Genomic DNA, 17577 nt, shown 5'->3' on the forward strand with positions numbered 1-17577 from the left:
ATGAGCGGGCTCTTCCCACTGTCGCCCTGGGCGGTCATGCCGATCGCGGTGGTGGTGGCCCTGCTGATCGACCGCTGGTGGGGCGAGCCGCCGCCGCGCTGGCACCCGGTGGTGTGGATGGGGCAGGGCCTGGACGCCATGGGCCGGCGCATGGCGCCCGCCATGGGCGAGCCCGCGCCCGCCGCCGCCCGATTGTTCGTGGCCGGCGCGCTGGGCTGGATCACCGGGGCCGCCCTGGTGGTGTTGATCGCCTTCGCGGCGACCTGGGCCGTGGGGCAGGGGCCGGTGTGGCTGCAGGCGCTGGCCCTGGGCCTGTTGCTCAAGCCGCTGCTGGCCTGGCGCATGTTGCGCGACGAGGTGCGGGCGGTGGAGATGGCGCTGGGCGAGTCGCTGGCGGCGGGGCGCGAACGCCTGTCCTGGCTGGTGAGCCGCGACGTGGCCGCGCTCGAGGCCGCGCAGGTGCGCGAGAGCGCCATCGAATCGCTCGCCGAGAACCTCAACGACTCGGTGGTCGCGCCGCTGTTCTGGTTCGCCGTGGCGGGGCTGCCCGGCGCTGCGCTCTACCGCTTCGCCAACACGGCCGACGCCATGTGGGGCTACCGCGGTGAGCGCGGCGGCCGCGACTGGACCTGGGCCGGCAAATGGGCCGCGCGGGCCGACGACGTGCTGTCGTGGCTGCCCGCGCGCATCACCGCCGCCTTGCTGGGCTTGCTCGGATCAGCGCGCGGCCTGAGCACACTGCCGGCGCAGGCGCGGCGCACACCGTCGCCCAACAGCGGCTGGCCCATGGCCGCGATGGCGCTGGCGCTCGATGTGCGCCTGGGCAAGCCCGGCGTGTACGAATTTCACGGCGCGGGCCGCAGCCCGCAGGCCGCCGACACCGCGCAGGCGCTGCAGCTGGCCGGCCGCGTGGTGGCCTTGCTCGCCACCACCGCGCTGCTGTGGGCGGCGCTGATCTGGAGCTTCACACGATGAACATCACGCACGGCGGCCCCGACACACTGGGCGTGCCCCGTTGGGACTTCTCCACCAATGCCAATGCCTGCGGCCCTTGCCCCGTGGCGCTGGCGGCTGTGCAGCAGGCCGATGCGCGCCACTACCCCGAGCCTTCGTACGCGGCCCTGCGCGAATCGCTCGCGGCCTTCCACGCGGTGGACGCGGCGCGCATCGTGCTCGCCGGCAGCGCGAGCGAGTTCATTCACCGGGTCACTGCCTGGGTGGCGCGCGAGGGTGGCCAGCGAGTCTGGCTGCCGACGCCGGGATATGGCGACTACGCCCACGCCGCGCAGGCCTGGAAGATCGAGCGCGTACACGACCCGGCACGTGCCCACCTCGCCTGGTTGTGCGAGCCCTCAAGCCCGCTGGGCGAGTCCGAGCCGTCCGCGCGGCGCGTGGTGGCGTCGGGCGCGCAGGTGGTGCTGGACCGCGCCTACGAACCGCTGCGCCTCGGTGGCGTGTGCAGCATCGGGCCCACGGCACTGCAGCAGGTGTGGCAACTCTGGACGCCGAACAAGGCGCTTGGGCTGACCGGCGTGCGCGGCGCCTACGCCATCGCCCCCGAGCGCGCCGTGGCCGAGGCGCGCGCGCTCGATCAACTGGCGCCTTCGTGGCCGCTGGGCGCGCACGCCGTGGCCATGCTCGATGCCTGGGTGACGCCGGCCGCCCAGGACTGGCTGGCGCGGAGTCTGGCGACATTGCGCGAGTGGAAGCACGAACAACTGGGCTTGCTGAACGACCTGGGCTGGCGCGTGTTGCCCAGCGAGGCCAACTACGCCTGCGGCAAACCGCCGAGCCCGCTGGATGCGATGAGCCTGCGCGTGGCCGGCATCAAGCTGCGTGACACCACGTCCTTTGGCCTGCCGGGCCACTGGCGCCTGGGCGTGTTGCCGCCCGAGGCGCAGGCCGCGTTGCGCACGGCATTGCACCGCACGGAGGTGTGCCGATGACCGCGCATTGCGTGATGGTGCTGGGCACGACCAGCGGCGCGGGCAAGAGCTGGCTCACCACCGCGCTGTGCCGGCACTACGCGCGCATGGGCCTGAAGGTGGCACCCTTCAAGGCGCAGAACATGAGCAACAACGCAAGGGTTGTGGATGGTGGCGAGATCGGCAGCGCGCAGTACTTTCAAGCCCTGGCGGCACAGGCCGAGCCCGAAGTCCGCATGAACCCGCTGCTGCTCAAGCCCGAGGCCGACACGCGCAGCCAGGTGGTGCTGATGGGGCAGGTGAACGAGGCCTTGTCCAGCATGCCGTGGCGTGGGCGCAGCCTGCATGTGTGGCCACAGATCGCTGCCGCGCTGGACGCGCTGATGGCGGAGAACGACGTGGTGGTGATCGAGGGCGCGGGCTCGCCGGCCGAGATCAACCTGCACGCCAGCGACATCGTGAACATGCGCGTGGCCCTGCATGCGCGGGCGCGCTGCCTGCTGGTGACCGACATCGACCGCGGCGGTGCCTTCGCTCATCTGTATGGCACCTGGGCGCTGCTGCCGACTGAGGAGCGCGCGCTGATTCAGGGCTTCGTGCTCAACAAGTTCCGCGGCGACGCCAGCCTGCTCGCGCCCGCGCCGCAGATGCTGCAAGACCTCACCGGCGTGCCCACCGTGGCGGTGTTGCCGATGTGGTGGCAACATGGCCTGCCCGAAGAGGACGGTGTTTTTGATGACCGCACACGCACCTTCGGCACCGTGAACAAAACCATCGCCGTCATTGCCTGCCCGCGCATCAGCAACCTCGACGAATTCCAGCCACTCAAGAACGTGCCCGGCGTGCGTCTGGTCTGGGCGCGAGCACCGGCCGATTGCGCGGGTGCCGACTGGATCGTGCTGCCCGGCAGCAAGGCCACCGCCACAGACCTGGCCTGGCTGCGCACGCAGGGACTGGACCGCGCGATTGCCGCGCACGCCGCGCAGGGCGGGGCGGTGCTGGGCGTGTGCGGCGGGCTGCAGATGCTGGGTGAGGCGCTGATCGACACGCACGGTATCGATGGCAACGCGCCCGGCCTGGGCCTGCTGCCGCTGGTGACGCAGTTCGATCAGCAAAAAACCGTGCGACACACACACACCACTTTTGGCGCCCTGCACGGCGCATGGTCCGCGCTCTCGGGCGTGTCCGCCGCGGGCTACGAGATCCACCACGGCCAGACCGCACAGCATCCGGCCATGGCGGCGGGCGGCGACATTGCAAACGACGTGCTGCCCGGCGGCCTGGGCTGGCAGAACGCGGCGGGCAACGTGCTCGGCGTCTACCTGCACGGCTTGTTCGAAGACCCGCGCGTGCTGCACGCGCTGTTCGGCGCCACCACCCCCACGCTGGAGACCGTGTTCGACGGCCTGGCCGATTTCATCAACACCCATTTCGAGCCCGGCGTGCTCGACCAACTCATCGCACCATGAACACGAACATCCCCGACATCACACAGCCCGAACTCGCCCAGACCCTGCAGCGCTCGCTGGACAACAAGACCAAGCCGCTGGGCTCGCTCGGCCGCATCGAGGCGCTGGCGCAGCGCATCGGCCTGATCCTGGGCAGCACGGCACCTGTGCTGCAGTCGCCGCAGATGCTGGTGTGCGCGGGCGACCACGGCCTGGCCGCGCGTGGCGTCTCGGCCTACCCGAGCGACGTGACCTGGCAGATGGTGGAGAACTTCCTGGCCGGTGGCGCGGCCGTGAGCGTGCTGGCGCGCCAGCACGGCATCGGTCTCACGGTGGTGGACTGCGGCGTGAAGCACGACTTCGCCGAGCGCGACGGTCTGCTCATTCGCAAGGTGGCGCACGGCACGGCCGACGCACTCGAAGGCCCGGCCATGAGCGCGGCGCAGTGCGCGCAGGCCATCGCCAACGGGCGCGAGGTTTTGCAGGGCCTGCCGGGCAATGCGCTGCTGCTCGGTGAAATGGGCATCGGCAACACCTCGGCGGCCTCGATGCTGCTCGCGCGCCTGGCCGGGCTGGACGTGGCCGATGTCACCGGCGCGGGCACCGGGCTTGATGCTGAGGCGGTGCAGCGCAAGATCGGCATCCTGCGCGAGGTGCTGGCGCGCCATGCCGACGCGAAGGCACCGCTGGAGGCGCTCGCTGCCTTCGGTGGATTCGAGATCGCCACGCTGGTCGGCGCCGTGCTGCAGGCCGCCGAGGAGCGGCGCGTGATCGTGGTCGACGGCTTCATCGCCACCTCGGCCGTGATGGTGGCCGAGCACCTGCAGCCGCACGTGCTGCAACGCTGCGTGTTCGCCCATCGCTCGGGTGAAAGGGGCCACGCGCTGATGCTCGCCCACCTCAAGGCCGAGCCGCTGCTGGACCTGGGCCTGCGCCTGGGCGAAGGTTCGGGCGCGGCGCTGGCCTGGCCGCTGCTGGTGAGCGCGTGTGCGCTGCTGCGCGAGATGGCGAGCTTCGAGGCGGCGGGTGTGTCGCGCAGCGATGAGGTAGCGTCCGCGCGCACATGATGCAGTTCGCCCGTCATTTCCTGTTGGCCTTGCAGTTCTTCACCCGCATTCCGGTGACGGGGCGGTTGGCCGACTGGGTGGGTTTCAGCCCGGCCATGCTGCGCGCGAGCGCGGCGCACTTCCCCGGCGTGGGTTGGATCGTGGGCGGGCTCACAGCGGCGGTGTTGTGGGGGCTGCTCACGCTGTTGCCACCGGTGCCCGCCGCACCCTGGGTGGCGGCGATCGCGAGCACCGTGTTCGGCGTGCTGCTCACCGGGGCCTTTCACGAAGACGGGCTGGCCGACCTGGCCGACGGGCTGGGCGGCAGCGCGGAGCGCGCGCGTGCGCTGGAGATCATGAAGGACTCGCGCATCGGCAGCTATGGCGCGATCGCGCTGGTGCTGGCGGTGTTGGCCAAGGTGGCGCTGCTGGCCTTGCTGGCGCAGGTGGACGTGTGGCTGACGGCGGTGGCGTTGTTCGCGGCCCACGTCACCTCGCGCACGGTGCCCTTGCTCGTGATCCGATCGCTGGCGCATGTGGGCGACACACCCCAATCCAAAAGCAAGCCGCTGGCCGAGAGCATCGGCAACGCCGGCCTGGCCGCGGGCCTGCTGTGGTGGGTGCTGGCCATGGCGCTGGTGGTGTGGCTGCTGCCGGATGCGCCGTGGGCGCTGGCCGTGCTGGGCGCATTGATCGGCCTGGCCTGGATGTGGCGCCTGCTGCAGCGCCGGCTGCAGGGCTTCACCGGCGATGGGCTGGGCGCGACGCAGCAGGTGTGTGAGGTGCTGTTCTACCTGGGCCTGGCCTTGTTTCTGCCGGGGCTGCCATGAAACTCTGGCTGTTGCGCCACGCGCCCGTGTTGCTGCCCGAAGGCCTGTGCTACGGCGCGAGCGACGTGCCGGCCGATGCCACGCTCACACGGGAAGCCGCGCAGGCCTTCGCGCCCCTGCCGCCTCCCGGCACCCCGGTGTGGGTCTCTGGCCTCTTGCGCGCGCAGCAAATGGTCAGCGCGCTGCAGGGCGTGCGCCCCGACCTGGGCGCCGCGCGCATGGACACGCGCCTGAACGAAATGGACTTTGGCCACTGGGAACTGCAGCGCTGGGACGGCATGCCGCGCAGCGCCTTCGACGGGTGGATGGCCGATTTCGCGCACCACCGTTTCGGTGGTGCCGAGAGCACGCAGATGCTGCTCCACCGCGTGGCCGCCGCGCTTGCTGATCTGCGACCGGCGAAGACCACCGACGTGGTGTGGGTGACGCACGCGGGCGTGATCCGCGCAGTGCAGCACATCGTGGCCAGTGGTGGCGTGCACATTGTTGAGGCGGCCGAGTGGCCGAAAGAAGCTCCGGCGCCCGGCGGTTGGATGTCGGTATCGCTGTGAGACAAGAAGCGCGTCAGACCGGCGCGTAGGTCCCTGTGCCTCCCGGCCAGGGCGTCAGCACTTCATAGCCCTCGGGCGTCACAGCCACCATGTGTTCCCACTGGGCCGACAAAGAGCGGTCTTTGGTGACAACCGTCCAGCCGTCGGGCAGTTGCCTGGTTTCGCGTTTGCCTGCATTGAGCATCGGCTCGATGGTGAACACCATCCCTGGCTCCAGCTCGATGCCTTCTCCGCGGCGCCCGTAGTGCAGCACCTGCAGTTCCTCGTGGTAGACCTGTCCAATGCCATGCCCGCAGTACTCGCGCACGACGCTGAAACGCTCGCGGTGAGCGACCGACTGGATGGCATGGCCCACATCGCCCAGCGTCGCTCCAGGCCTGACCTGCCGGATGCCGGCCAGCATGGCTTCGTATGTCGTCTCCACCAGGCGCCGAGCCAAAGTGGTCGGGGTACCCACGAAGTACATGCGACTGGTGTCGCCGAACCAGCCATCCTTGATGACAGCAACATCGATGTTGACGATGTCGCCCTTCTTCAGAATCTTGTCGGGCGAGGGGATGCCGTGGCACACGACCTGATTGACCGAGGTGAGGATGGTTTTCGGATAACCGTGGTACCCCAGGTTGGCCGGAATGGCGCCCTGAACATTGACGATGTGGTCGTGGCAGATCCGGTCCAGCGACTCCGTGCTCACACCTGGCACGACGTGCGGCCCGATCATGTTGAGAACCTCCGCGGCCAGACTGCCGGCCCGCCGTGCCATCTCGATGTCTTCGGCGGACTTGATGGAAATACCGCGACCCACTAGTGTTTGCCCGTCGACGAGGCGCGGGGTTTGCCAGGAGGCGTTGTGACCGACATCGCAATGTCCAGTCCCCCCGCGAGTTCGGCCCTCACCAGCATCTGGCAGATTTCCCGGTGATCCAGCTCCGGGTGCATCTCGGTCAGCATGCCCACCCGCATCCAGTGCTCGGCCTGCGCATTGATGGACCTGCTGAGCGCGGTTCCCGCCACGCGCAGGTTCTCGTGCATCAAGTCCGAAATTTTGACGATACCCATCAGTGACCTCTATATGAAACGTATGCAAAGTATATACGTTTCATATAGCCATGTCGAGCAAGGCATTCGATGGGCTGATCGCCCACCTCGGGTGAGCCTCTCTTGCAGCGCGGGCGGAATCCGCGCGGCGCAGACGGTGTGGGGGAGGTGTGTGTTGGCGAACTACCGCACGGTCGTTGTTTTCTCGGGGAAGTCGCAATACGCAGCCACCGCGCACTTCGGGCACAGCGGCTTGCGCGCCTGGCACACGTAGCGCCCGTGCAGGATCAGCCAGTGGTGTGAATCCACCGCATAGGCCGGTGGCACGCGTTTCATCAGCTGCAGCTCCACCGCCAGGGGATTCTTGCCCGGCGCCAGGCCGGTGCGGTTGCTCACGCGAAAGATGTGCGTGTCCACCGCCATGGTGGGCTGGCCGAAGGCCACGTTGAGCACCACGTTGGCGGTCTTGCGGCCCACGCCGGGCAGGGCTTCGAGCGCCTCGCGGGTGCGGGGCACTTCGCCGCCGTGCTGCTCCACCAGCATGCGGCAGGTCTGCATCAGGTGCCTGGCCTTGCTGCGGTACAGGCCGATGGTCTTGATGTAGCTTTCCAGCCCTTCAAGTCCGAGGTCGAGGATGGCCTGCGGCGTGTTCGCCACCGGGAACAGCTTGCGCGTGGCCTTGTTCACGCCCACGTCGGTGGCCTGGGCCGAGAGCAGCACGGCGGTCAGCAGCTCGAACACGCTGGTGTATTCGAGCTCGGTCTGCGGGCTGGGGTTGGTGGCTTTGAGCGTGGCGAAAAAAGCTTCGATCTGGGCGGGCGTCATGGGCGCGGATTGTCCCACGCGTTCACGCGCTTTCGGCCTCGGCGCGCAGCCAGTTCGCGAAGTCCAGCGCGTCGGCGTTGCCATGGGCGTGGTCCGCCACCTCCACGTAGTAGCCACGGCGTGTCGCCGCGCCGCTGCGAAACGGCGCAACCAGCTTCTTCTCGTTCACCAGCGACTGCAGCAGCGGGAGGCGGCCGATCACCACGCCTTGCCCGGCCACGGCAGCGGCCACCGCGTCGGCGTACTGGGTGAAGTGCATGGTGTTCTTCATGCGCATATCCTGCAGCCCCATCACCTGAAACCAGGGGTCCCAGTCCGAGGTGAGCGTATGACCCGCGGGCTTCTCCACCGTGAGCAGGGTGTGCCGGGCGAGGTCGGCGGGTTGGCGCAGCGGCGCCGCCTTGTCGCGCAGCAGCGCGGGCGCGCACAGGGGTTGCACGGTTTCCTCGAACAGCGCCTGCCCGCGCCCGACGCTGGACGGCACGAAGCGCACCGCCACGTCGAGCCGGTGGCGTTCCAAATCCATGATGTCCATGGAGGCCGAAATGCGCACGTCCACCTGCGGGTGGCTGGCGGTGAAACGCGAGAGCCGCGGGATGAGCCAGAGCGAGGCAAAGCCGTGCGTGCAGGTCATGGCCACCTGGCGCAGGCGCGGGCCGGGGCGCACCCGCGCCGAGGCGTCGCGCAGGCGTTCCAGTGCGTCGCGCGTGGCACGCTGCATCACCTCGCCAGCTTCGGTGAGCGTGAGCGAGCGGTGTCCGCGCTCGAACAGCGCCACGCCCAGGCTTTCTTCGAGCAACTGGATCTGCCGGCTCACCGCCGACTGCGTGAGGCTGAGCTCCTGCGCGGCGAGGGTGAAGCTCAGCGTGCGCGCGGCGGCGTCGAAGCAGGGCAGCAGGTCCAGCCGCAGCATCTGCGAGCGCGGCATCGGCGGAGGCGGGGTTTTCACATTCTCAAATGGCATGTGAAGCATTCAAAAGCATCGTTTGTGCAGTATAGGACGGCTCCGTACAGTCATGCACATCCCTGATGTGAAAGGACTGTTCCATGAAAACCGATACCTTGACCGTCGACCTCAACATGCCCCACAAGGCGCTGCAGGTCATTCCCCAGGGCGCGCTGCGCCTGGTCTGCCGCGAGGGCAGTGTCTGGATCACGCTGGACCACGATCAGCGCGATGTGGTGCTGAACCCTGGCGAGGTCTTCGCCACGCGGGCGCAGCAACGCGCGATCGCCTACGCGCTGGAGTCCTCGGTGCTGCGGCTGGAACCGGTGGTGTGCACCCGGCGCGCCGCCGCGCCGCGCTGGCGCTGGTGGCCACAGCGCTCGCGCCAGGGCGGCGAGCACGCAGGCGCCGCCCTGGTCCCGGTCTGAGCCGGTGCCCCTCGCGTGCTTCAGGGCGCGCGGTAGGGCCGGGCCCACAACCGGGCGCGGTCGCCTTCCATGTGGATCCATACCGCGAGAGCCTGGCCTTGCGCGTCCACGCCCAGGGCGGATTCGGAGACTGAGCCGGATGTGCTGTGGTCCAGCCTTTGCGCGATGCCCGGTACGCCGCTGGCCGGCCACTGCGTCGCCCACAAGGTCTGCGAATCACCCTCGAGCAACCTCCACATGCCGATTGCATTGCCCAGGTCGTCCGCGCCGATGCGCGCGTCGTCTTGTGCCAATGTCTGGCCGCTGTGCAAGGCTTGCGGCTGGCCCGGTTGCCCTTGCTGAATGCGGTTGGCCCAGACCTGGGGGCGGCTGCCGTCGGACTGCACCCAGGCGGTGACGGCGTGCGCTGCGCCCCAGGGCGCGAGGTAGGGGCTGCGTGCCATTGAGGCGTAGTCGCCCGATGCGCTGGTGGTTGTGGCCCAACCCGAGCCAGGCTGGAAGCGGTTCAGGCCGATGAGTTGTCGCAACACTTCGTTCGTCTGTCGCCACATGATCACGCTAGTGCCGTCGCCCAACCGGGCCAACACCGGTTGGTTTGAATAGCCGTCGCTCTGGTCGATCTGCTCGGCCGTTGCGGACGTGCCATCGTGATCGATGTGATTGGCCCACAAGTTGTCCCTGCCGTCCGCGTCGGACTGGTACCAGACGCAGAGCAGGCGACCCTCGGCGTCCAGGCTGACCTGGGGGGTCCGTGCATCGTATGGTGCGCTGTCGAGCCGCACCGCCGAGCCCCAGCCCAGCGTCGGGCTGAAGCGCCGGGCATGCACCTGGTAGGTCACGTCCACGGTCTGCATCCAGACCACGGCCATCTCGCCTGCTTCATTGATCGCGGCGCGCGGCTGGGCCACCAGTGTGTCTTGTGGCCTGGACATCATCTGCGCCGTGCCCCAGCCGGTGTCGGGGTTGTAGCTCCGGACCCAGATCTGGTTGAGCGGACTTGCGCCCTGGACCCAGACCACGAGTGCACGGCCTTGTTCATTGATGGCCACGTCCGGCAGCGCCGCGATGCCGGTACCGAGCGAAAGGCTTGCTCCGTGGCCGCCGTTGATCGACACGGTGCGCGCGTGCACTTCTTGAACGGTCGATCCGTCCACCTGTTCCCACGCCACCATGCCCGCTCCCTGGCGGTTCATCGCGAGCCGCGCGTTTCGCACGGACCCAACGTCGCCGAGGTCCAGTCGCTCGGCGTCGCGCCAGGTGGGAGGCTCGGGGTTGGCGGGGGCGTCGGGCGTGGCGGGCGTGGCGGGCGTGGTGATGGACGTTGCGTCTGGCACGGCATCGGGCCCACCCCGCCCACCACAGCCGGCCAGCATGGCGACCAGCAGAACCAGGAACGAGAGGCGTCGGATTGAACAAGTCATGGGGGTTTTTCCATTGAATGCGATGCAAACAACTTTAGAAATCCACAACCTGCGCGGGAATCGATTCGGCAGCCCACCGACTGCTTTCGCTACCATCGGGTGTTCGCTCCATTGCCACCCACATCAGCCCCCCACCATGCCGTTCACCATCCCCTTTGCCGACCGCCTCAACAACGTCGAGACTTCCGCCATCCGCGAACTCTTCAAACTGCTGGGCAAGCCCGGCATCATCAGTTTTGCCGGTGGCTTCCCCGACAGCGCGCTGTTCGACGTGGAGGGCATCCGCGAGGCGGTGAATGCCGCGCTGACCGAAGAGGCTGGCGGCGCGCTGCAGTACGGCGCCACCGAGGGCTACCAGCCGCTGCGTGAGCAGCTGGCCGCTTTCATGGGCAGCAAGGGCAACAGCGGTGTGGGGGCGAACGACCTCATCGTCACCACCGGCAGCCAGCAGGCGCTGGACCTGCTGGGCAAGACGCTGATCTCGCCCGGCGACAAGGTGATCGTCGAAGGCCCCACGTTCCTCGCCACCATCCAGTGCTTCCGCCTGTATGGTGCAGAACTCATCAGCGCGCCGGTGGATGGCAACGGCGTGAAGACCGACGAGCTGGACAGGCTCATCGCCGAGCACAAGCCCAAGTTCGTCTACCTCATCCCCACCTTCGGCAACCCCAGCGGCGCACTCATGAGCCTGGAGCGGCGCAAGGCGGTGTTGCAGATGGCTGTGAAGCACGACACCTTGATCGTGGAAGACGACCCGTATGGCGACCTCTACTTCGGCGAGGCGCCCCCGCCCAGCCTGCTGGCGCTCAGCGCCCAGGTCCCCGGCAGCCGCGAGCGGCTGGTGCACTGCGGCTCCCTGAGCAAGGTGTTGAGCCCGGGCTTGCGCGTGGGCTGGATGGTCGGCCCGGCCGACCTGCTGGCCAAGGCCACCATGTGCAAGCAGTTCAGCGATGCGCACACCAGCACCTTTGCGCAAGCCACCGCAGCCCAATACCTCAAGGCCGGGCGCATGCCCGCCACCCTGGCCAGGGTGCGCCAGGTGTATGCCGAGCGCGCCACGACCATGGGCAACGCCTTGCGCCGCGAACTGGGCGATGCGATCGAGTTCGTGCAGCCGCAGGGGGGGCTGTTCGTCTGGGCCCGCCTCACCGGTGCCGGCGGCAAGGTGAAGGACGGTGCCGAGCTGGCCAAACGCGCGATCGACAAGGGCGTGGCCTTTGTGCCCGGCGCGCCGTTCTACGCCAGCAATCCCGACGCCGCCACGCTGCGCCTGAGCTTTGCCACCGTGGGTCTGGAGAAGATCGAAGAAGGCGTGGGCCGCCTGGCCCAGGCCTTCTGACCAGGCCTTCTTTCTGATTCAGTCGGTTGATTCGAACTGCGTCGCGTTCTTGCCCTTCAACGGCGCGTAGAACGCCTTGATGGCCGCCATGTCGGCGTCCACGTCGCCGGTCGGTTCGAACACCGGGCCCAGGCCGCTGCGCTTGCGCGCGTAGTCCATGTACGCCATCACGATGGGCACCTGCGCTTCGCGCGCGATGTGGTAGAAGCCGGTTTTCCAGTAGCGCGTCTTGCTGCGCGTGCCTTCGGGCGGCACGATGAGCTGCAACGGGCCGTCTGACTCGCGGATCGCCTTGGCCGACGCCGCCACCAGGTTGTTGGACTGCTCCCGGTTGACCTCGATGCCGCCCAGCCAGCGCATCACCCCACCAAACGGCGCGCGAAAGATGCTGTGTTTTCCCATCCAGCGGATGTTGAGCCGCAGGGCGAAAGCGACCATCAAGGTGTAGGGCAGATCCCAGTTGCTGGTGTGAGGAGCCGCGATCAGCACGCTCCTGGCCGCATGCGCGGGCAGGGCGCCTTCCACACGCCAGCCGGTGAGCCCGAGAAAGCCGATCGAGCATGCGCGCAGCATCGAGTTGACGACGGGTGTGGTGAAAATCGTGCGGTGCAGATGCATGGCATCGAGTATCGGTGACCCGGTGCCTGGGCGGCGTTACGATGCCACCGCATGAAGCCTGAAGACCTGGAACGCCTGCTCACCGTGGAAATGCCCTTCGGCAAGCACAAGGGCCGCGTGATCGCCGACCTGCCAGGCAACTACCTCAACTGGTTCGCCCGCGAGGGCTTTCCGAAAAGCGAGGTGGGTCGGTTGCTTCAGCTCATGCACGAGATCGACCACAACGGCCTGAGCGATCTGCTCACGCCATTGCGGCGGCGCTGATCGGGCGCCTCAGGCCGGCGCAAGCACCACCCCCAGTTGATCGAGCAGCACGCCCGCCGTGGCCAGCAGGCGGTCGCGCTCGATCCAGCGCTGGGCATCGCGTCGGGCGGCTTCGTCCGCGGCGCGCGCCGCTTCGGCGATCACATCGGCCACTTCGATCGCCTGGCGGCGGCCCGCCTCGAAGGCCAGGCGCGCAAGCCGCAGCGCCTCGCGCGACACGCTGGCGGTTCGCGTGGCCAGCGCGTGCTGCGCGATCGCGTCGTCGTAGCGCACCAGTGCCTGGTCGAACTGCATCAACGACTCGCGGCGCGCTTCGTCCACCTGATGGGCGAGGCCTTCCACGCTGTGGGCCACCTGCGCTACCTGGGCCGAGCGGCCACCGCCTTCAAACAGCGTCCAGTTGGCCTTGAGCATCAGGCTGCGGCTCAGGTAGCGTTCGGCGGTGCCGGTGGGATTGCGGGCATGGGCCTGGGCTGCTTCCAGGGTGATGCGTGGATGGTGCCCCGCGCGCGCTGCAGCCAGTTCGGCGCGGCCGCGCTCCAGTTGCAGCATGCTCTCCTGCACGCTGGGGCATTCGGTGCGGCAGTGCTCGCGCAGCGCATTGGCCGCGCTGGGCTCAAGCGGATTGAAGGTTGGCGGCGGTGTGTCCGGTTGCGGGTCAACGCCGGAGAGTGAGGAAAGCGCCACGCCAGCCTCGCGCCAGCGTGCCTGCGATTCCGCCACGGTGCGCTGACCATCCAGCCAGCGCGACTCGGCGCGCCGCAGGTCGACCTCGGCGGCACGCCCCGCCTGCAGGCGCTGGGTCACCACATCCACCAGCTGGCGCAACTCGGCTTCGGCCACGCGGTGTGCCTGCCAGGCGACTTGCGCCGAGCGCCACTGGTGCCAGGCCTGCAGCACCGCCGCGGCACGTTCGTTGGCCACCTTCTGCAGGCGCACCTGCTGCTGGGAAACGCGGTGTTCGGCCGACTGGATTTCGTTGCGCGTGCGCTGGCCGTCATACAACAGCTGGGTGACCGTGAGCGACTGTTGGTCGGAGGGTCTTGACCCGGTGTGGGGCTGGAAGATCGACGCGGGCCGGTCGCGCCGCTCCCGGCGACCGTCTTCGGCGCTCAGCTGCACCGTGGGCCACAGGCCGGCGCGCGAGACGGCCACCGCCTGGCCGGCGGCGCGGGTGTCATCGCGTTGTGCGGCCAGAATCGCGTCGCGTTCCAGCGCCATGCGCACCCAGTCGGCTTCGGTGGCTGGCGCCTGGGCCAGGGCCGGCAGGGCAAGGGCGACGAGCGCACCGACGATCCAGCCAGCCTTGTTCATCTTGAGATCTCTCATCACTTCTCTCCCATCGCCTGGTTCATGCCACGCACCAGCGGTTTGAACAGGTAGGTCAACACGGTCTTGCGCCCGGTGACGATGTCCACCGACACCGTCATGCCCGGTGTCAGTGGCAGGGCGTTGCCGTCCTTGCCCTGCAGCGCAGCCTGCACCGCCACGTTCACGCGGTAGTAGGGTGGCGCCTGGGCGTTCTCGCGGTCCTGCAGGGTGTCGGCGCTGATCGACTCGACCACACCGTCCATGGCGCCGTACACAGCGAAGTCGTAGGTGGCCACCTTGACCTTCACCGGCTGACCGACCTGCACGAAACCGACGTCGGCCGGCGTGATGCGCGCCTCCACCGTGAGCTGGTCGCTCTGGGGCACCAGGTCGAGCAACACCCCGGCCGGCGAGACCACCTGACCCACCGTGCGGACATGGATCTGCTTGACCACCCCATCGGCTGGCGCCACCACCTCGGTGCGCGAGATCTGCGCCTGCCGCGCTGCCGAGCGTGCAGCCCGCACCGTCACCTGCGTCTGGTGTTCGCCCGCTTCCTTGAGCAGGCGCGAGCGGTGCGTGGCCAGCGAGCGTTCGCGCTCGGCCTGGACCTGGCGCAGCGCGCCCATCTGCTCGGCCGCCTGGTGCTGCAGGCTCTCGATGGCGCCGCGCACCGCCAGCCATTCCCGCTCTTTGGTCAGCCACTCCGAACGCGGCACCACGGCGGGCACCAGGGGACGCAGGATGGCCATCTCGTCGCTGATCAATTGCGCGTCGCGCCGCTTGGTGGCGAGTTCGCTGCGCGCGCGCTCCAACGCCTGCTTGCGCTGCTCGGCTTGCTGGTCCAGCGCGTCCAGCGTGTTGCCGATCTCCTGGCGGCTGGCCTCGAAGGCCTTGAGTTCGTTCTGGCGAATGTCGTCGTGCTTGTCCAGCTCGGCCGGGAAACGCACCGCGCGGCCTTCGAGTTCGGCCTGCAGGCGGGTCAGCGCGGCCAGGCTGCTGAGGTAGGGGCCTTGCGATTCGGCCAGGTCGGCCTGCGCCGTGGTGCGGTCCAGCACCACCAGGGCCTGACCCTGGCGCACCGTGTCGCCTTCGCGAACCAGCACGGCCGCGACGATGCCGCCCTCCAGGTTCTGCACCGACTGCACGCGCTGCGGCGGAATCAGCTTGCCTTCGCCGCGCACCAGTTCGTCGATGGTGAAGAGAGCGGCCCAGGCCAGAAAGACCACCAGCAGCGCCGTCACGGCCAGCATGGTCATGCGCGGGCCGTGCAGCGCAGCGTCGCTGCGGGTGTCGATGTGGGTGAGGTCGTCGAGCACGCGCCAGAACAGCTTGGGGATGGCGGCGATGCCACGGCGCCAGGCACTCGGCGCGGGCGCGGGCGCGGGCGCGGCGTCGGGCGGCAAGGGCAGGGAAGGGGCGGCAGCTTGGGCGTTCATGGTCGGGCTCCTGCAGCGGCCTGCACCGGTGCCGGTGGGCTGCCCTTGAGTTGTTGCAGCACGGCATCGCGGGGCCCGTCGATCACGACCTGGCCGCCATGCATCACGATCACCCGGTCCACCAGATCGAGCATGCCCAGGCGGTGGGTGATCAGCATCAAGGTCTCGCCCGGGATTCGGGTTTTCAGCCGCTCGCGCAGGAACTGCTCGGCCACGTGGTCCAGCGAACTTGAAGGCTCGTCGAGCAGTAGCAGCTGGCGCGGTCTGATCAGTGCGCGCGCCAGCACCACCGCCTGGCGCTGCCCGCCGGAGAGCCGGCAGCCGCGTTCACCCACCGGCATGTCGTAGCCCTGCGGGTGCACCTTCACGAACTCGTCCACCCCGGCCTGCCGCGCGGCCTCGAGCAGCGCAGCGTCGTCGCTGGCCTCACCGCCATAGGCAATGTTCTCGCGCACCGTGCCGTTGAAGAGAAACGGGTCCTGCGGCACACAGCCGATGGCGCGCCGCAGTTGCTGCGGATCGAGCTGGCGCGTGTCGGCCCCGCCCACCAGCACCGCACCGCTGGAAGGCTCGTACAGTCCGGCCACCAGCTTGGCCAGGGTCGACTTGCCCGAGCCCGAGCGCCCGATGATCGCCACGCGCTCACCGGCCTGGATGCGCAGCGACAGGTGGGTCAGCGCGGGCAGTGCGCTGCCGGCGTGCGCGAAATTCACATCGTGAAGCTCCACGCTGCCGTCGATCGTGTCGCGCACCAGGAAGCTCTTGCCAGCGGGCCGCTCCACCGGGCGCTGAAAGATTTGCGCCACCGTGTCCATGGAGATGCGCGTCTGCTTCCAGCGCGAGAGCAGCGATGCCAGCTGGCTGCAGGGCGCCAGCGCGCGCGAGGTGAGGATGGAGCAGGCGATGAGACCGCCCATGCTGAGCTGCTGCATGCTGATGAGGTACACCCCGGCGATCATCAGCACCACCGACGAGATCGACTGCAAAAAATTCACCACCGACAGGCCGGTGGTGGAGATCAGCTTGGACTTCATCGAGGCCTGCGCAATGCTGCGCACGGCACGCTCCCACGTGCCCTGGAACACACCTTCGCTGGCGGTGAGCTTCACCGTTTCGATACCGGCCAGCACCTCGATCAGCATGCCGTGCTTCTGTGCCGAAGCCTGCATGGACGTGCGCACCGCCCGGTCGATCGGCCCCTGCAACGCCAGGGCGATGCCCAGCATCAGCGGCATGATCAGCAGCGGCACCCACACGAGATGGCCACCCATGAAGGCAATGGCGGCCAGGTACAGGAACACGAAGGGAAAGTCGATCACCGCCGTGAGCGTGAGCGAGGTGAAAAAGTCGCGGATGGATTCAAAGTCGTTGAGGTGGTTGGCAAACACGCCAGCCGAAGCGGGGCGATTGACCAGCCGCAAGCCCAGCACCTGCTCGAACAGGCGCGAGGAGATTTCGAAGTCGAGCTTCTTGCCCGCGTGATCGATCATGTAGGCGCGCAGAACCCGCATGATCAGATCAAAGAAATAGATGAGCCCCACCCCGATGGACAGGGCCCACAAGGTGGCGAACGCGTTGTTCGGAATCACACGGTCGTATACCTGCATGCTGTAGAACGAGGTGAGGATCACCAGCCCGTTGGCCACCAGCGAGGACACACCCACCCACATGTAGGTGCGCCACTGGGCCAACACGCTGCGGCGCAGCCAGGCATAGCGGTCCACGACCTCGGGCAGTTCGGTGTCGGGGGCGTGTGGCAGGTCCTTCGGCTGAACCCGCCACACCTCCTGAGCGCTCAGGCGCTCGATGGCAGACACCTCCAATGGCTCCACCGCCGGCATGCCTTGCGCCTGCGGGCGCAGGCGCACGAAGCCCGCGGGGGCTTTGCACAACACCATGAAGCCGCCATGCTCCGACACGATCAACGCGTCACCCTCGGCCAGCGCCGGCACGGCCTCGCCCATCGGCAGGGGGGAGAGACGCATGCCGGCGCGTTCTGCGGCACGCTCGCAGGCGTTGGCGCTGAGCCGGCCTTGCTCCATGGCCAGCCCGGCCCCGAGCGCCTGTGGCGAGGTGGGTCGCCCCGCCATGCTGGCGCACAGGGCCAGGCAGGCCTCGAAGCTGGCTGATGCGGGCATGGGCCCGCAG

The 17577-nt window shown here is 68.5% G+C and carries 18 protein-coding genes; 9 read left to right on the forward strand and 9 right to left on the reverse strand.

Annotated features, from left to right (window positions below):
- Genes cbiB through V6M63_RS00995 form a run of 6 tightly spaced genes read left to right on the forward strand, consistent with a single transcriptional unit; the run spans nt 1 to nt 5800 of the window.
- Complete coding sequence (cbiB, locus tag V6M63_RS00970; protein ID WP_332738573.1) at nt 1-975, forward strand: adenosylcobinamide-phosphate synthase CbiB; 975 nt, start codon at nt 1-3, stop codon at nt 973-975.
- The gene (locus V6M63_RS00975; protein ID WP_332738575.1) at nt 972-1946 is read left to right on the forward strand and encodes an aminotransferase class I/II-fold pyridoxal phosphate-dependent enzyme; all 975 of its coding nucleotides are present in this window, start codon (nt 972-974) and stop codon (nt 1944-1946) included. The genes cbiB and V6M63_RS00975 overlap by 4 nt, the downstream gene beginning before the upstream one ends.
- Entirely contained in the window at nt 1943-3394 is a 1452-nt protein-coding gene (locus tag V6M63_RS00980) for a cobyric acid synthase (protein ID WP_332738577.1), read from the forward strand. Before V6M63_RS00975 ends, V6M63_RS00980 begins: the two co-directional genes overlap by 4 nt.
- Nucleotides 3391-4440: a nicotinate-nucleotide--dimethylbenzimidazole phosphoribosyltransferase gene (gene cobT, locus V6M63_RS00985; protein WP_332738579.1), complete on the forward strand. Its 1050-nt coding sequence runs from the start codon at nt 3391-3393 to the stop codon at nt 4438-4440. The genes V6M63_RS00980 and cobT overlap by 4 nt, the downstream gene beginning before the upstream one ends.
- A complete protein-coding gene (locus V6M63_RS00990; RefSeq protein ID WP_332739196.1) occupies nt 4440-5249 on the forward strand; it encodes an adenosylcobinamide-GDP ribazoletransferase in 810 nt (269 codons plus the stop codon). The genes cobT and V6M63_RS00990 overlap by 1 nt, the downstream gene beginning before the upstream one ends.
- A complete protein-coding gene (locus V6M63_RS00995) occupies nt 5246-5800 on the forward strand; it encodes a histidine phosphatase family protein (protein ID WP_332738582.1) in 555 nt (184 codons plus the stop codon). Before V6M63_RS00990 ends, V6M63_RS00995 begins: the two co-directional genes overlap by 4 nt.
- A gap of 13 nt (nt 5801-5813) precedes the next feature.
- Here V6M63_RS00995 and map read toward each other — a convergent pair whose 3' ends face one another.
- From map to V6M63_RS01015, 4 genes are all read right to left on the reverse strand, one after another.
- Entirely contained in the window at nt 5814-6605 is a 792-nt protein-coding gene (gene map, locus V6M63_RS01000) for a type I methionyl aminopeptidase (protein ID WP_332738584.1), read from the reverse strand.
- Nucleotides 6605-6859 carry a ParD-like family protein gene (locus V6M63_RS01005; RefSeq protein ID WP_332738586.1) on the reverse strand — a complete coding sequence of 85 codons (255 nt, stop codon included), beginning with the start codon at nt 6857-6859 and terminating at the stop codon, nt 6605-6607. Before V6M63_RS01005 ends, map begins: the two co-directional genes overlap by 1 nt.
- A 162-nt stretch (nt 6860-7021) precedes the next feature.
- The gene (nth, locus tag V6M63_RS01010; RefSeq protein ID WP_332738588.1) at nt 7022-7663 is read right to left on the reverse strand and encodes an endonuclease III; all 642 of its coding nucleotides are present in this window, start codon (nt 7661-7663) and stop codon (nt 7022-7024) included.
- A 22-nt stretch (nt 7664-7685) separates the two neighbouring features.
- Nucleotides 7686-8627, reverse strand: a complete 942-nt coding sequence (locus V6M63_RS01015) for a LysR substrate-binding domain-containing protein (RefSeq protein ID WP_332738590.1) — start codon at nt 8625-8627, stop codon at nt 7686-7688.
- A gap of 83 nt (nt 8628-8710) precedes the next feature.
- Between V6M63_RS01015 and V6M63_RS01020 the strand changes: the two genes are divergently transcribed.
- Nucleotides 8711-9037 (forward strand): DUF2917 domain-containing protein, encoded by a 327-nt coding sequence (locus V6M63_RS01020; RefSeq protein ID WP_332738592.1) that lies wholly within the window; start codon nt 8711-8713, stop codon nt 9035-9037.
- A 20-nt stretch (nt 9038-9057) separates the two neighbouring features.
- Here V6M63_RS01020 and V6M63_RS01025 read toward each other — a convergent pair whose 3' ends face one another.
- Nucleotides 9058-10458, reverse strand: a complete 1401-nt coding sequence (locus V6M63_RS01025; protein ID WP_332738594.1) for a hypothetical protein — start codon at nt 10456-10458, stop codon at nt 9058-9060.
- A 148-nt stretch (nt 10459-10606) separates the two neighbouring features.
- Between V6M63_RS01025 and V6M63_RS01030 the strand changes: the two genes are divergently transcribed.
- Nucleotides 10607-11797 (forward strand): aminotransferase-like domain-containing protein, encoded by a 1191-nt coding sequence (locus V6M63_RS01030; protein ID WP_442909523.1) that lies wholly within the window; start codon nt 10607-10609, stop codon nt 11795-11797.
- Between the two features lie 18 nt (nt 11798-11815).
- On the opposite strand, the gene V6M63_RS01035 is transcribed toward V6M63_RS01030, so the two are convergent.
- On the reverse strand, nt 11816-12409 hold the full coding sequence (locus V6M63_RS01035) for a lysophospholipid acyltransferase family protein (protein WP_332739198.1): 594 nt from the start codon (nt 12407-12409) through the stop codon (nt 11816-11818).
- A gap of 57 nt (nt 12410-12466) precedes the next feature.
- Here V6M63_RS01035 and V6M63_RS01040 point away from each other — a divergent pair, with 57 nt between their 5' ends.
- Nucleotides 12467-12679: a DUF3820 family protein gene (locus tag V6M63_RS01040; RefSeq protein ID WP_056276668.1), complete on the forward strand. Its 213-nt coding sequence runs from the start codon at nt 12467-12469 to the stop codon at nt 12677-12679.
- A gap of 9 nt (nt 12680-12688) precedes the next feature.
- Here the strand turns inward: V6M63_RS01040 and V6M63_RS01045 are convergent, their stop codons facing one another.
- Genes V6M63_RS01045 through V6M63_RS01055 form a run of 3 tightly spaced genes read right to left on the reverse strand, consistent with a single transcriptional unit; the run spans nt 12689 to nt 17567 of the window.
- Nucleotides 12689-14008 carry a TolC family protein gene (locus V6M63_RS01045; protein ID WP_332738598.1) on the reverse strand — a complete coding sequence of 440 codons (1320 nt, stop codon included), beginning with the start codon at nt 14006-14008 and terminating at the stop codon, nt 12689-12691.
- Complete coding sequence (locus tag V6M63_RS01050) at nt 14008-15429, reverse strand: HlyD family type I secretion periplasmic adaptor subunit (protein ID WP_332738600.1); 1422 nt, start codon at nt 15427-15429, stop codon at nt 14008-14010. Before V6M63_RS01050 ends, V6M63_RS01045 begins: the two co-directional genes overlap by 1 nt.
- Nucleotides 15426-17567: a type I secretion system permease/ATPase gene (locus V6M63_RS01055; protein ID WP_332738602.1), complete on the reverse strand. Its 2142-nt coding sequence runs from the start codon at nt 17565-17567 to the stop codon at nt 15426-15428. Before V6M63_RS01055 ends, V6M63_RS01050 begins: the two co-directional genes overlap by 4 nt.
- Nucleotides 17568-17577 lie beyond the last annotated feature (10 nt).

This window comes from Hydrogenophaga sp. (genome assembly GCF_036675665.1).
Lineage (GTDB): Bacteria > Pseudomonadota > Gammaproteobacteria > Burkholderiales > Burkholderiaceae_C > Hydrogenophaga.